The organism is Halodesulfovibrio sp. (genome assembly GCF_015482765.1).
Lineage (GTDB): Bacteria > Desulfobacterota > Desulfovibrionia > Desulfovibrionales > Desulfovibrionaceae > Halodesulfovibrio.
On the sequence record NZ_JADMLB010000002.1, the window covers coordinates 1 to 15,015 of the forward strand.

Below are 15,015 nucleotides of genomic sequence, written 5' to 3' on the forward strand. Positions count from 1 at the left end.
CGAGATGAAATACGTAATCAGTGCTTGGAAAAAATTAGAAAATGCTTTGGTAGACGCAACATTCGCAGAAGTTGGTTGCGGAACCTATTGTACTTGCTGCAACAAACGTTGTGGAAAGTAGAAAAAGCGCCTCAGGGCGCTTTTCTGCGTTTATAGGGGCAGTGTTTTTAATGCCTCACTGTTTTTAGTTGATCTGTGAAGAAGCACCGCGCTGCTGTTTGAAAATTGCCCTGCAACTTGTTTGCAGGTTTTTTTGTGCCTGATGAAGAAGGGGAGTTCCATCGCGTTTTGTTTATATGGGGGACAGTTAAGGGCAGGTGGTTTTGTTTTTACGCAAAGGAGCTGGTTTTGCTTTTAACTTTCTTTGCGGTGGAAAGTGAGGATGCGGAGGCTAAGAATTATCAGTTGAAGATATCTGTAACAGGTAAAATTTTCTGAAAAAGAATGTTCTGGTTGGGATAGCTTTCAGGGGTTCGATTGACCACTACCATAATTTCATGCGGAATTTTTTTTGTGTCAAAATGTGCTTAAGAAATGCTATTTTCGTGATATTTTGGTGGTTTTCTAAGGAAGCAGGCAATGCTTTTTGCGTTTTAATGGTCTGATATTAAACAGTAAAATGCTATAATGAAAAAATATTATGAAACAGATGAATTCTTTGAATTTTACTTTCTATATAGGCAAGCATAGAAGATAAGCAACGGAGGGATAGAAAATGAAATACATCAAGAGTGCATGGAAACGTTTTGAAAATGCTTTAGTAGACGCAACATTTGCAGAAGTTGGTTGCGGAAGAATTTGTACTGGCTGTAATCGTTGCAGAAAGTAGAAAAAGCGCCCCAAGGGCGCTTTTCTTTTTATGTCTGAAAAAATAAAAAAAGAACGTGAAAGTTTTAACTATCTATAGTCTTTCTTTTTTGAACTCTTTTGCAGACGAGGTTTGCTGTATTGTATCCTGTAGGAAAAGTTCTACAGGTTTTTTTTATGTGTAAGGCAGAACTTGCGGAGTAGAAAACAGGGTGTAAGAGAGTAAAAAAGGAATGCAATCTGTTTTTAGAAAATAAAGTTGAAACAAATTGAGATTTATTCCGTTGCTAACCCTTTAATACCAAGGGTAAAAAGGGTTTCATAAATTTTTTTCATGGAAATGCTAAAAAGTTTGAATTTTACTTCGTAGGCGCTCAGGCATAGGTACTTTTTCAACGGAGGGCATAGCCATGAAATACATTTTGAGTGCTTGGAAAAAAATTGAGAATGCTTTGGTAGACGTAACTTTCGCAGAAGTTGGTTGCGGAACCATGTGTACTGGCTGCAAACGTTGCAGAAAGTAAAAAGTGCCGAAAGGCACTTTTTTTTTGCCTGATGAAAAATTTTTACGGGTAGCGCTTGACGAGTACGGCCTTAGACAGGCACGAAATGAGGTCAACTATCGCACTCAATTAATCAGGTAGGAGAGATGATGACACTTTCATCCCAAAATGCAGTGCAGGAAGTGCTGGCGCAGATGGGCGCTGCTCCTGCCGATAAAAAAAGAAAAAAGCCGGTTTTGGAAACTGAATTTCCGGAAAGCCCGGCATGGCAGCCGCATCCCGTTGATCCGGCAAAAGCTGAACGAATGGCATATGACGGCTGTATCGGGGGATATGGATGCTGTTATGCCGCGTTTTACAGCATCATCGGTCAAATGGCGGAAAAACATGGTGCGCCGTATAAAGATTTTCCTTTTCATGCCATGAAAGCAGGGCGGTCTGGCATCGGTGGTTGGAAATCAACCTGCGGTGCGCTTGTCGGTGCTGCTATCGCCTATGGTTTGTTCTATGAGAGAAAGGAACATAACGAGCTTGTTCGTGAGTTGTTTCATTGGCACGACAACACTGCGCTTCCTGTTTATCGCCCAAAGACAAACTGTAAACTGGATGTTGATATTCCAAGCAGCATCAGCGGTTCTGTTTTGTGTACTACCTCTAAAGCGCGTTGGGCTTATGCCTCTGGCTTTCCGATAAAGTCAAAAGAGTGCTCAGAGCGTTGTGCTCGTCTTACAGCAGATGTCGCTCGTAAAGCCATTGAGATTCTAAACGCAAAAATCGAAGGCACGTTTGTCCCTACCGTTGATAAAAACGCAGAAATGGCATGTGATGTTTGTGAGCCTTCAACAGGTGGAGACACCTCTTCTGTTATTATTGTGAAGCAGCCGGAGTTCAGGTCTGTTAAAGCCAGTTAGTTGCAACGAGCAATCTGCTTATAGGCGTGATGATATTTTTGAATAAAAAAAGGGCTGTCCTTCGAGAAGGACAGCCCTTTTTATGAGCATGAGAACTGGATCAAGCTAGTTGATAGACTGAGTTTCGCCTGTGCTTGCTTCGAGACAAACGCGAGCTGCTTCTTCAGCTTTCTGAGCCTGATATTCGTGAATTTCAACGAATTTGATTGCGCCGAACTTACAAGCTTTAGCACAAGCTGTGAGTTCTTCACCATTTTTAGCGCGCCATTCAGAGCACTGGTCGCATTTAATTGCTACCTTGCGTGAAGTTGGTGCTGCATCACCAATGATTGGCTCGTTGTGGTCAACGTGAATTGCACCGAACGGACAAACCATAACACACATTTTACAACCAACGCAGAGCTGCTGGCGAACGCGTACCATGCCCGGTTCACGAACCAGAGCTGCGGTAGGACAAACGCGTGCACATGGTGCGTTGTGGCACTGGTGGCACTGAACTGGAACTTTAGCTTTTTCAATTTTACAAACTTTGATGCGGCTTAAGTTCGTTGCCTTGTTTTTAATGATTTCCTTACGGGTGAGATTGGTGTGGGCTTCCACACATGCGATCTCGCATTTTTTACAGCCTTTGCATTTTTCAGCATCTACAACCAAAGCGTACTCTTTAGTTTCCATAAGAATCATCCTTATTAACAGGTTCCACTTCGAGACTTTTTACGTGTAATTCTCGACCGGTAACCATTGTGAGATTTGTATTTGAACATCGCGGACATTCTTCCGCGACTCGTTTTTCAAAAGTGTAGTGACATTCTTTACATTTCCAGCTTGCCGGAACGTCGATAAATGTCAGGTTTACACCTTTAAGAGGTGTGTTCTCTGTGCAGACTTCGAAGCATCCTTTAAGGGTATGCTTTTCTATGCAGGTATGTTCACCAACCTCAATGCGTATTTCACGCACAATGACGTCTTTATCTTTAACTGTTTCGTTAACGATGGTGATCATGCTCTGTGTTATTGCCAGTTCATGCATTAGAATTTCCTCTTATCTTTTGTAATTCTGCCGTGCTGTCAGTTGGTGAGTGTGAATGCCCGAATATTCACACGAAACAGCCAGATGGGCTCCCTTACACGGGGATGCAAGGAGCAGCAGCCTGTCGGCTGTTTCGTTCTGACAAACAGAATTAACCTCGAAACAGATCTCTAACGTTCTGTACAGGACAGACAAGGGTCGATGCTGTTTACGATTAACGCAATATCCGCCACTTTTGCCTTATCGAGCATGACGCGCAGACCTTCCCAGTTGACATAGGTAGGTACTCGCCACTTGAGGCGTTCTGGATACATGGTGCCGTTAGTACGCATGTAGTAGATCAGTTCGCCGCGTGGTGCTTCGGAACGAGCCACAGCCTGACCTGCTGGGATGTCCGGAAGCGGATCGCAGCAGATTGGGCCTTTAGGCATCTGATCGAGGCACTGTTCGATAAGGCTGATGGATTCGAATATTTCACCAAGACGTACCAAAGCACGGGAGCGCACGTCGCATCCTTCACCAAGAACAACGTTGAAGTTCAATTTGTCGTAAGCAGCATACGGAGTTTCTTTGCGGACATCGTTATCGATGCCGGAGCCGCGTGCTACCGGGCCGCCAAGACCGTATTCTACGGCAGCTTCCGGAGGAAGAATGCCTACGCCCTGTGTACGTGCTTTCACTTGCGGATGTGTAGCGTACATATGACGGAATTCTTCAACAGGTTTTTTGAGTTCTTCAAGTGTCTTGCGAAGGTATGCTTCAAGCTCATCGTCAAGGTCGTACTTGGCACCGCCAATAGTGTTAGCGGAAATATCCATGCGGTTCCCCCAGATTGACTCTTTGAGGTCCTGCATTGTTTCACGAACTTCCATTGCGTGCATGAAAAGGGTGTTAAAACCGATAACATGCAACCCGATACCCACGTTAAACATGTGAGAAGCAATACGTTTTACTTCGTCTGCAATAACGCGCAGGTATTGACCGCGTTCAGGAACCTGAATTTTCGCGATGTTTTCCAGCGCCATGCAGTATGTCAGCGGGTGGTTGTTGGAACACAAGGAACATACGCGCTCTGTAAGCACGATGTTCTGGAAGAAGTTGCGTTCGAGGGCAAGGCTTTCCATACCTCGGTGCGCATGTCCAGCAAACATTTCGATGGACTGTACAACTTCGCCCTTAACGTCCACCTGAAAGTACATTGGCTCTTCAAGCGCAACGTGCAGGGGACCTACTGGAATAGTGTATGTATTAGACATGCTAGCTCTCCTCTCCTTTCTCACCCATAATTTTTTCCCACAGTGAATTTGTAGACGCACTGTTTGTCATGGTGGAAAGAGGAACAAGGCGTTCCATAGCTTCAGACTGTACAGTCTCGTGCAGGAACAATGGACGCGGATTAGGGTGGTTGGTTACGGTAATGCCGTAGCTTTCCGCCATTTCGCGTTCAGTCCAGTCTGCTGATTTGTGCCACTGAGTAATTGACGGCACAGTCGGCTCAACACCGGTAGGCAGTACGGTAACAGTGACAGCCAGACCTTTCATAACAAAGTGGTAACACACTTCGTGGAAGGACTTGGCGTCTTCAGCTTTTGCATTACAGGCAGAAATAGTAACTAAACGGCCTTCAGGCAGAATTTTTTCTGCGAATAAAGGAAGGTCTTCAACATCATTAAGAGTTACCCAGCCGAACTGGTTATCTTTAAGGTCAGTTGTCCAGTTAAGTTCTGCGCCTTTCGGCATGTCTGCTGCGAGCTTGATCACTCGCTGTTTCATTTCATTAATCATGGATTTGAGCTCCAAACTGTTGAGCGGCTTTCTGTCTTCTGCACTCAGGACAAAGGCTGTAGATGTTCTCGAGTTCCTCTGTCGGTGTTCCGTAAATGTGGTCAAGCATTGCATGCGGCATATGCGGCATTGGCTGACTGCATTCGGAACAACGAGCGTATGCGATGAACTCATGTTCTTTCATCTTGTATTTGTCTTCGTTGCGGTGCGCTGTTGACCAGTTGTTGGTCAGGCGAATCGCGTCAGTAGGACAGTAATGCTGGCAAAGCCCACAGAAAGTGCAGGTGTTATGCCATACGTAGAAATCCTTACCGGAACCGTCTTCGCGTTCAACATGTTTAATTGCGTTGCCTGCACAAACGGTTGCGCAAACACCACAGCCTACACATGATTCAGGGTCTACAGTGACCTTGCCGCGAAGGCGTGCCGGTGTGAAGGTTTCACCGAACGGAAACGGGTCGGTGGAAGGGCCTTGCTTCAGGTTGTTCCAAAGAACTTTAAAGATACTAAGCACCATTACCCCCTTAGATCCGTGTTTTCCAAATATCCAGCGCCATAGCTACACCTTCGAGGATAGCCTGTGGGCGTGGAGGACAGCCGGGTACGTTCACATCAACAGGAATAATATCGTCCAGCATAATCGGTACAGAATAGCTGCCGCGGAACACGCCGCCGGAAATAGGGCATACACCCACAGCAACGGTTACCTTTGGATCTGGAATCTCTTCATATACACGCAGCACCTTGTCTTTAACCATGGAGGTTACAGGGCCGGTGATAAGAACAATATCTGCATGCTTCGGACTGCCGCAGTATTTGCAGCCGAGGCGTTCAACGTCGTAGCGCGGAATAAGCGCTGTAGTAGCAAGTTCAACGTCACAACCGTTACAGGAGCCCGCGTTAATACGGTACAGCCACGGAGAACGGACAGCCTTGCTTTTAATTGCATCAATAATAGACATATCAGCTTTCCTTATTTGAGCAGAAGGGTCAGTCCAAGACTCACGTATGCCAGCACTGACGGGTACTTGAGGTAGAACTTAAAGGTCTGGTCAGTACGCAGGCGTCCGGTCGCAGAGCGAACAATGGTTACGGACACAAGCATGAGCATGAAGCATTTGAAAATGAACCATGCAAGGTTTGCCAGAGCGCCGCCCGGAATCGTTCCCGGGAAGAAGAGTGCAACGCCAAGCCCCATAACAACAACCATCTTGAGCGCGCTCATAAGGTTGAACATGGCAAGCAGTGGACCGGAGTACTCAAGCAGCGGGCCTTCAAGCAATTCCGGCTCTGCTTCAGGAAGGTCAAATGGAACTGCGCCCATTGTACCCGGAATAAAGCAAAGGAATGCGATGAATGCCGGAATCATGCTCAGGTTAAAGCCGAAAGAGCCATTTGCATGCTGGTACGCTACAACCTGTGCAAGAGAGAACTCAGAACCGTCGGCACCGCCTGCTTTAATGGCTACAGTAAGGAGCACAACAAGCAGAGGGATTTCGTACGCAAACATGAGTACCATTTCACGGGAAGTACCGATTGCACCGTACGGAGAGCTGGAAGCGGAACCGGCAAGCATGAAAGCAATTGCAGGAATCGGCAGCAGGTACAGAAGCATCAGCATGTCACCAAGACCGGTAGCGCCGTTCCATACACCCGGTACAGGAATAAGCATGGCAGCTACCATCATGCCCATGAAGCCGAATACAGGAGCAAATTTGAAGATTGCTTTGTTTGCGGTGTCAGGGATGATTGTCTCTTTTTGACTCAACTTAATGATGTCGTAGAAAGGCTGAAGGATCGGAGGACCTACGCGGCGCTGGAGGCGCGCGCAGATCTTACGGTCGAAACCTTTCAGGAGAAGTCCCAGCAGCAGAGCAAAGAGCCCGCCGGGGAATATGAGTAAGTGAAAGCTATGTGAAAGCATATCTAACATGACTATTTATTCCTTCTACCGGAAAGGAACTCAGCTGGAAGATTCAGCCATTGTTCCAGAACGGTCAGTGCAGGTTCGTAGAAGTTTGAGCCGCTGACATGAGATTTTTCTGTGCTGATGTCTGTTACACCACAACCGTGAGTGTGACAGGTGCGTTCAGATTTGCTCATGAAAGAAAGGATCAAACGAGCCACACCGTAGGAAAGTGCCATCAAGAGAGCACATGCGATTGCATCCCATGAGCCGGTGCCGGTAGCGATACCGCCGAGGTTGATGTCGAGCGGAGCGAATCCGGCAGATTCGATGATGGAGTTGACCGGTGAAAGAAGAAGTCCCGGGAACACGCCGAAGAATACGGATGCACCGGCAAGAATGCCCATCGGTCTACGCATAAGCTTGCCTACCTCGGTTACATTTTCGAGCTTAGGATTAAGCTGACCGAAGAATGCAGAGTGCAGGAACTTGATCATGTATGCCAAAGTAAGCACGGAACCGGAGAGAGCAAGAAGCGCAAGAAGCACTTCGTTTTCTGCCATGAGACCGTGGTAGAGCATCCACTTGGATGTGAACCCGCTAAGTGGTGGAACACCGACAGCAGAGAATGCTGCAATAGCGAACACTGTAAGTGTGAACGGCATTTTGCGACCGATACCGGAAAGCTCGTCGAGCGTATCCGCATGGGTGCGGTACATGATAGCGCCTGCTGCGAGGAACAGGAGGTTTTTAAAGAACATGTGGTTTACAAAGTGCATAAGACCACCGGAAACGGTCAGCGAGGTAGCCATACAGATACCAAGTAGAACGTACGCCATCTGAGAAACGGTGGAGTAAATCAACACACGTTTAATAGATGTCTGCATCACTGCTTTAAGCGCAGCGTAGAAGATGGTGATGCCTGCAACCCATGCAAGTACATACATAATAGTCGGCTGTGCCCAGTAGCCGGATTTACCTGCAAGGAACCCTGCTCCACCGATTACAAAGAAGAGCTTCATGAGTCCAAAAGGACCGGTCTTCAGTAGAACGGAGGAGATGTAACCGGAAACCGGAGTCGGTGCGGTTGCAGGGTGCATCCAGATATCAATACGCAGTGGAAGCATTGCAGCTTTCATAGCAAAACCAAGAGCAATGAATGCCATAGCGTACATACCGGTAGAGCCAGGGAGAGTGCTCAGCGCCTGTGCAATTTCAGTGAATCCGAATACGCCGGATTCTGCTGTAAGAACAGCAACGCCGAAGAACATGAACGAAGCGCCGAGAATGTTGAAGATGAAGTATTTGAACCCTTCATTCAGGGCACTCTTGGATTCTTCATGAATGATAATGGAGTACAGCGGCCAACTGGACATGATTTCCCAGAAGAGGAAGAACGTGAACAGGTTTGAGCTGGTTGCAACACCCAAAAGACCGCCGATCATCAGCAGGAACAGGGTGAAGAAACGCCACTGTGTGTGGCTGTGATCCATGTAGTTAGCTGAGTAAACGATATTAAGCATACCCATGAGGATGATGAGGAGACTGAAGCTGATGCTCAGTGTATCCAGAGAACCCCATGAGAAGCCAAGTCCGATGAACGCGAGTGCCAGTACACCGACGCTGCCCCATGCAGATTTTTCAAGGTTGCCGCGCAGGATGTAAGGAACAACTGCGCCTACCATTGGGATAGCAGCGTATAATGGCCATCCGATAGCGAGATCCGGAAGCGGCTGAGCAACGATTTTGCCTGCTGCAAGCAGAGACTGCATAACAGGAGCAACAATCACAAGGTTCAGCTGCGGGAATACGCCAAGCATGAGAGAGGCGGTAGCAAGTACGCCCATTGGAATAAGACAGGTAAGAGGAGCTTCTGCAACCGGCTCACCTTCGTATTTTTCAAAGAAAAGGACACGTGCAAGGCGGATGTAGTACACAACTGCCATAAGTCCGCCGGCAAGAATCATTGCTGCCAGCATAGGGTGTCCTGCATCAACTGCTGCGTATACCATGAGGAATTTACTTACGAATCCGCCAAATGGTGGCAGACCGATGATTCCCATAATACCGACAAACATACAAAGACCGGTGAGCGGCATTGCGCGTCCCATGCCTTTGAGTTTGCTGATGGAATAGGTACCGGAACGCAGGATAAACATACCTACGCCAAGGAACAGCAGGTTTTTCATGATTGCATGGTTCACTACGTGCGCCATGGAACCAGTGAGAGAAAGGTATGTGCCAAGGCTGAGTATCATCGCTATTTCACCGACCTGAGCCATGGTGGAATATGCGAGCATGCGCTTCACGTTTTTCTGCATAAGTCCCATGACTTCAGCAAAAAGGAATGTGACTGCGCCAAGTACTGTAATCAGCGTTGTGACATTGAAAGCGCCTTCCTGTGTAAAGTATCCGGCTCCGAAAAGGGCAAAGCACACCATAAGCATGCCGTAGACACCGGTCTTGGTAAGAATACCGGAGAGCGGGCCGGAGATTGAGGAAGGAGCAACTGGGTGTGCAGCAGGCAGCCAGCTGTGGAATGGAACAAGACCGGCTTTAACGGCAAAGCCGATGAAGCAGAGTAATGCTGCCATACCGGCAAGAGCCGGACTGATGGTTCCTGAAGCCTGAGCAAGTGCGGTATACTCAAAGCTGCCGGTAGCGCTGTGAAGAAGGAAGATACCGAACAGCAGTGCATATGCACCCGCAGCACACATGAAGAAGTATTTAAAGCCTGCTTTAAACGCGTCCTTGGTTTCTTCGTGAATAACGAGGAAATAAGAGCTGAATGTCATCAGTTCCCAGAACCCATACAGCGCACCAAAATGCTGAGTGAGTGTGAGACCGATGAGGGAACCCTGCATAAGAAGCAGGAAGAACCAGTAGCGAGTAGCGTTTTCTTTATGAATGTATCCACCGGAGTACACGGTAACGACAAGACCGATGCCAGCCATAATGCAGGCAAAGAGCTTGGAGAGAGCCGGTACATCAGCGGATGCGGTAAGTACAAGTGCTACAGCGGATAACGCAGCAGCCAGTACGAAACGCCAATCATAACGCTTACAGTTGTTTGTAATCGCAGCTGGAATGTATTTGGACGGAATAAACAGCAGGAAAGCACCGACGTATGGAAGAGCAGCAGCTATTGGCCAGTGAACTTCGAACTGAGGAATAGTTGCCTCTGCGCCGAAGGTCGCCACAACAGCATGGATAAGCTGCTCAGGAAAAACGTGAGACAGCGCAACAACTGCACCTAAGAGAACGGTAAGAGTACCGAGCACTTTTGATACAGCAGGCTTATCCTCTGCCTTTTCCGGTGCTTCAAAGCATAATGTTTGAACAATGGAGATCGTGTACCATAAGGCAATACAGTTGCTTACAAGCATCATGATTGCAGGCAGGTACATTTCAGCGCTGACAAGCCCGTATGTCAGAGCCAGTTTGCTGACTGCGCCTTTAAACGGGGTAAACCCGATGGCGGAGAACATCGCAAAGCCGAACATGCCCGCAAATAATGGGGAACGTTTAAACGCTCCGCGCAGGTTATCCAGATTCAGCGAGCCAAATTGTCTTGCAAGCCCGAACAAGGCGAAGACAGCCAGAGTTCTGATAGAAATCTGGTAAAAGAGATGTAACGCAGCGCCTGCATTACCAGAGATTGTTCCTGTCCCAAACCCGGCGAGGACAGCCCCTATTTCAGCAATGCTGGAAAAGAGGAGAACGGTTGTTAATTTGTTGGATTGCTTACACGCCCAAAACTGAGCAAGCAGAAGAATCAAACACCCAATGTAGACTGAGAAGTGAGAAGTGGTAACTTCAAGTAACATGCAATTCTTGCTCCTTATGAAAGAAGACAATACCGATTGCCCAGACGCACCTATAGCAGGTACATCCACGGTATCCTTCCAATACAACACAGAGGAAACCCCATTTCCCTGTGCATAGCGCGGCTATGCGTTACCTGTGTTGTTGTTTCTTTCAACCCGAATCCTGTTCACCGTCGCAACACGGTGCAGCACTTCCTGTAGGTCGTTTTGTTTCTCTGCACTTTGCCCTTTACGCACAGAGGAAACAGTCGGACGTACGACACTTTCTCAAATTGTCAGGTCGGCACTCCTGCCAATCGAAATCGTGTTGTGAAGTAAGCTGACAGCTCGTCAGTTCTTTTGTTTGGTGACTACCTTCAAAGAAGGAAAAGAAAATTGAGCTTCTAGATCTGATTGTGAGAGATTTCATAAACACAAATCTAAGTAGCAACATAGTTCTTTTACATTTCTTTACAACTGAATGAGTAATCAAATAAACAATTTAGTGCCTGTTTGGCTCTTTTTCTGAGTGTTTTGGTCTGCTTTTCAAAAGAGCAGTGTAGCACTTGTCTGGTTAACTTGCTGTAATCTATCGTTTTATAAGCAGAAGTTGTGATTGTTCTGTAGGAGTACTTCTGCAAAAAATGGTTTGTACCCATTTACTTTATGGGTGATAGTCTCAAGGATTAGTGGATTGATGTAATTCACTGATTGATCATGCAATGAATCTATACATTTTTTTGTTTGTTCGCACAATCTTTCTTTTTTGCAAGTTTATTGCCTGTAAGCTGCTAAAAATAAGGACTTTATAGCGTTAGTGTCTACTTATGAGTAAGAAGGGAAAATGAAAAAAGCTAATAATAGCTGTGGGGTGAGAGGTAAAAAAGAGAATGCAAAAAAATTTCTCAAATGCAGAGCTGTATGTGAAATAGGTGTTTTTCGTGTGGTGATGCATTGTAATAAAACTTATATGAGAAAAAAAAGATTGTAATACATCAAAAAAATATTTTTCTTTTGAAAGTTGCAGTAAAAAATAAATGTTGAAAAAAAAATATGCAGGCTCAAAAAAAGGCTGGAGACGTAAAATCAAGATAAAATTTTGCTTGAGTTTAGAGGTAAAGACAAAAAGTAGATTTAAGTTCTGTTGGAAAAGCTATATTGACATTCTAATGGTAAAGTTATTTGTAAAAATAAATTTTATAAGATTGATACTATCGTGATAAAAGTCACAAAGTCTATTTTTCATGTGTATATCATTTAAAAACAGTATGTTGTAGTGGTGCTGGATTTATTTTTTAAGAATGTGCTTATGTTTAATGTATTGAATTTAAACAGTAAAGTTATAAAAAATCTTAATCTTACTACATTATCATACTAAAATCGTGGGAAAAGAGTTGATAAAGTGAATGTGTATGTGATAGTTTTCACATGAAAAGAAGAATCTATGTTTTCGACATAAAATGCAAGGCACACCGCATTTATTTTCATATGTTACGCGCCAAACTAATCATATGATCGAAAATGTCACCAATGGATTTATATAATGTATGATGCCGATTTGTGGATCGGCGAAAGCCTGACTGTGAGTGGCACGGTCAGGCTTTTTCTTTTGTCGGATAGAAAGGGGTTCTTAGTCGCGTAGAGTGCTTATTAATTTGTTGAGTTCACTTGAGTTTTCAGCAAGAGCTTTAACTGCCTGTTCTGACTGTCCCATGCCTTCTCCAGTTTCGGTTGCCACGTGATTTATCGCGTTTACGCTTTTGAGTATGGTTGCCTGTTGGTCTGAGTGTGTTCTGGAGAACTGTGCAATGCGCTCTATGTGTTCTCCCATTGAGGTGGAAAGTGCAGTGATCTCATTGAGGGCTTCTGAGGAGGCTTCTACAAGGAGTGTGCTTTTAGCCACGGCTTCGACCGCTGCATTAGTGTTGTTGATGTTACCTGTTATTTGGTTACGAATGGTGTCGATGCTTTTGTTGACGGTGGATGTGGCATCCATTGTCCGTTCTGCCAGTTTTCGTACTTCATCTGCAACTACCGCAAACCCTCGTCCTGAGTCGCCAGCGCGCGCGGCTTCAATGGCTGCATTTAAGGCTAACAGGTTGGTCTGGTCAGCAATTTCACTTATTACTCCTATCAAGTTTCCGATGCCTGCTGTTTGTGCGCCGAATTCATGCATGCTTTCTTTTAGCTCATTTGAAAGTGTTTGTACTCGGAGCATGGCTTCTGCTGTCTGGTTCATAACTTTCGAACCTTGCTCAGCTTTCGTCTTTGCGCTTTGAGCATTTTTGACAGCATCTTCTGCGTATGATGCAGACTCATTTAATACTGTGTTCATATCCTCCACGATATCTGTGGCTTCTTTAAGTCTTGTTATTTGAAGGCGAGCTCCAACACCAATCTGTTCAACTTGTCCGGAAAGGTTGAGCGCTTCGTTGGAAACGCTTCCCGCTATGTTTTCGGCTTGCTCAGCAACTTCCTGCATTTTGAAGTTTTGATGTTCGATCCGTTGTTCTTTGGTGCGGATGTCTGTGAGGTCGCTGGCTAATAGAATGGTGCCGATGAGTTGCTTGTCCATGTTGTATAGTGGGGCACAGTCGGTACGGACAATGCGTGTAGCTCCGTTTGGGGTAGTCCATACTTGCTCAATATTTAAAACAGGTTCTTGTTCGTGAAGAACTCGTTGAGTAGAGCTTTCGCTGTGTTCTAAAAGAGCAGGGGCAGGCTTCCCTGTGAAGAAGTCACAGTCATACTGTGCTTCTGTGAGGGCAATAAACTGAGGGTTAGTAAAAACAATTTTGTTTTCTTTATCTGTAACAATGCAGGGGTGTGTCATGCCTGCCAAGATACTTTCAGAGAATCCAAGTTTCTCTTTCAGTTCATTGACCATATGAAGCATTCCGGCTGCAAGTTCATCGATTTCTCCGCTGAAGCGTGCTGTAAGTTGTGCCGACAGGTCACCATTTGAGATTGCTTTGGCAAACGTGAGTATGTGTTTGAATGGTTTTACCAGTGAGAAGTGAATCATGCAAAATGTGACCAGTAGAATTAACGTCGTGCTTACAAGTCCGAGAATGAGGGTTGCGTAGCGTAATTCTGTTACTGCTGAGAATGCAACAGATGTCGGAAGCTCGCTGATGATCGCCCACGTATGTGCTCCGAATTGAATTGTTGAGTAGGCCGTTGCGTATTCTTTGCCGTCAAAGCTTGTTTCAATGAGGGTGCCGCTTTCACCTTTCAGGGCTGCCTGCGCTGCTGTGTGGGTGATTTGCCCTTTGTTTGGCTGGGAAAAAGATTTGGAAATGCTGTGAGTTTCAGGAGCGCGACGAAGGTTGGAGCGCATAAGGTTGTCTGTTCCAACTAAGTAGGTGCTACTTTTGCTGCTCTTGGTTGTATCGTTAACGAGTGTGGAAAGGCGATGTATGGGAAGTCTTAAAACGGCAACACCAAGTATTTCTTGTGTATAGCTGTATACTGGCGCTGTGATGAAAGCAGCAGGTGCGTTGTTGTCTGGAGCAAAGGGGGCAATGTCCGTAAAGCTGATCTCGCCTTTTATTGATTTTGCCCACGCTGCCGAAAGCTGTGAATTCTTATGGGCGCCGAATTGGAAGTCGTCTCCAAGTTCTTTTCCGCGTTTAACAGAAAATATGATGCGTCCGTAGTCGTCCATTAAAAGTGCATCTTCAAATCCAAGTTCTTTAACGAAGGGATAGAAAGAAGGGGCCACATACTGGTAAATATTTTCATATTCTTCATCCAGCTCTAGGGGCTCACCTTTTATAGCAGTGTACGTCGCGTCGCGTAGCATGCCGATTGCGTTGTACACCTCCTTAACTTTGGAGAATATAACTGCTTCGCGTTCCCATGTCGTGATCAGTTCTTGAATATGTTTGCGTTGTGCGTCCTGAGTAGAGCGGAGTTGTGAAAAAGATTTTTCTTCAAGGCTGACTGCTGCCGTGTGTACGCTGTAGGTGCCCATAGCAAGTAAAGGGAGGAGACCTATGCAGATACTGAATAGAGTCAGTTTTGTACGGAGTCGCATCGTTTCCAGTCCTTTTGTTTGTGTTATCAACGTGATGAAGTTGATAGGTCACTAGTGTTACAGACTGGTGAAGATGGGGTGAAGAACGTGCGTGATGTTTTAGAAATATGAACGCTGTTGAAAAAAGACCAAAAAAAAAGATCATACTTTCGTATGATCTTTTATAAGTGCATGGTGCCCAGGGGGAGACTCGAACTCCCACGGGCGTGGCCCACTACCCCCTCAAGA

General features: G+C 45.9%; 10 protein-coding genes. 1 reads left to right on the forward strand and 9 read right to left on the reverse strand.

Translation table 11 applies throughout. From position 1 onward, the window contains the following. Positions 1-1,459 precede the first annotated feature (1,459 nt). The gene (locus QZY95_RS00085) at positions 1,460-2,221 is read left to right on the forward strand and encodes a C-GCAxxG-C-C family protein (protein WP_290917625.1); all 762 of its coding nucleotides are present in this window, start codon (positions 1,460-1,462) and stop codon (positions 2,219-2,221) included. Positions 2,222-2,326: 105 nt separating this feature from the next. On the opposite strand, the gene QZY95_RS00090 is transcribed toward QZY95_RS00085, so the two are convergent. The 9 genes from QZY95_RS00090 to QZY95_RS00130 all read right to left on the reverse strand — a co-directional run bounded on the left by QZY95_RS00090 (position 2,327) and on the right by QZY95_RS00130 (position 14,787). Next, the gene (locus QZY95_RS00090) at positions 2,327-2,896 is read right to left on the reverse strand and encodes a 4Fe-4S dicluster domain-containing protein (RefSeq protein ID WP_290917627.1); all 570 of its coding nucleotides are present in this window, start codon (positions 2,894-2,896) and stop codon (positions 2,327-2,329) included. Continuing rightward, positions 2,886-3,251 (reverse strand): hydrogenase maturation nickel metallochaperone HypA, encoded by a 366-nt coding sequence (gene hypA, locus QZY95_RS00095; RefSeq protein ID WP_290917630.1) that lies wholly within the window; start codon positions 3,249-3,251, stop codon positions 2,886-2,888. The genes QZY95_RS00090 and hypA overlap by 11 nt, the downstream gene beginning before the upstream one ends. 170 nt (positions 3,252-3,421) lie before the next feature. Next, entirely contained in the window at positions 3,422-4,507 is a 1,086-nt protein-coding gene (locus tag QZY95_RS00100; protein WP_290917633.1) for a nickel-dependent hydrogenase large subunit, read from the reverse strand. 1 nt (position 4,508) lies between these two features. Further along, complete coding sequence (locus QZY95_RS00105) at positions 4,509-5,036, reverse strand: NADH-quinone oxidoreductase subunit C (protein WP_290917636.1); 528 nt, start codon at positions 5,034-5,036, stop codon at positions 4,509-4,511. After that, positions 5,029-5,553 (reverse strand): 4Fe-4S dicluster domain-containing protein, encoded by a 525-nt coding sequence (locus QZY95_RS00110; RefSeq protein WP_290917639.1) that lies wholly within the window; start codon positions 5,551-5,553, stop codon positions 5,029-5,031. The genes QZY95_RS00105 and QZY95_RS00110 overlap by 8 nt, the downstream gene beginning before the upstream one ends. Positions 5,554-5,560: 7 nt before the next feature. Next, positions 5,561-5,998, reverse strand: coding sequence for an NADH-quinone oxidoreductase subunit NuoB (nuoB, locus tag QZY95_RS00115; RefSeq protein WP_290917642.1), 438 nt, complete (start codon positions 5,996-5,998; stop codon positions 5,561-5,563). A gap of 11 nt (positions 5,999-6,009) precedes the next feature. Further along, positions 6,010-6,969 (reverse strand): complex I subunit 1 family protein, encoded by a 960-nt coding sequence (locus tag QZY95_RS00120; RefSeq protein WP_290917645.1) that lies wholly within the window; start codon positions 6,967-6,969, stop codon positions 6,010-6,012. Positions 6,970-6,971: 2 nt separating this feature from the next. Beyond that, positions 6,972-10,769 carry a proton-conducting transporter membrane subunit gene (locus QZY95_RS00125; protein ID WP_290917649.1) on the reverse strand — a complete coding sequence of 1,266 codons (3,798 nt, stop codon included), beginning with the start codon at positions 10,767-10,769 and terminating at the stop codon, positions 6,972-6,974. A 1,609-nt stretch (positions 10,770-12,378) separates the two neighbouring features. Continuing rightward, a complete protein-coding gene (locus QZY95_RS00130) occupies positions 12,379-14,787 on the reverse strand; it encodes a methyl-accepting chemotaxis protein (protein ID WP_290917653.1) in 2,409 nt (802 codons plus the stop codon). Positions 14,788-15,015 lie beyond the last annotated feature (228 nt).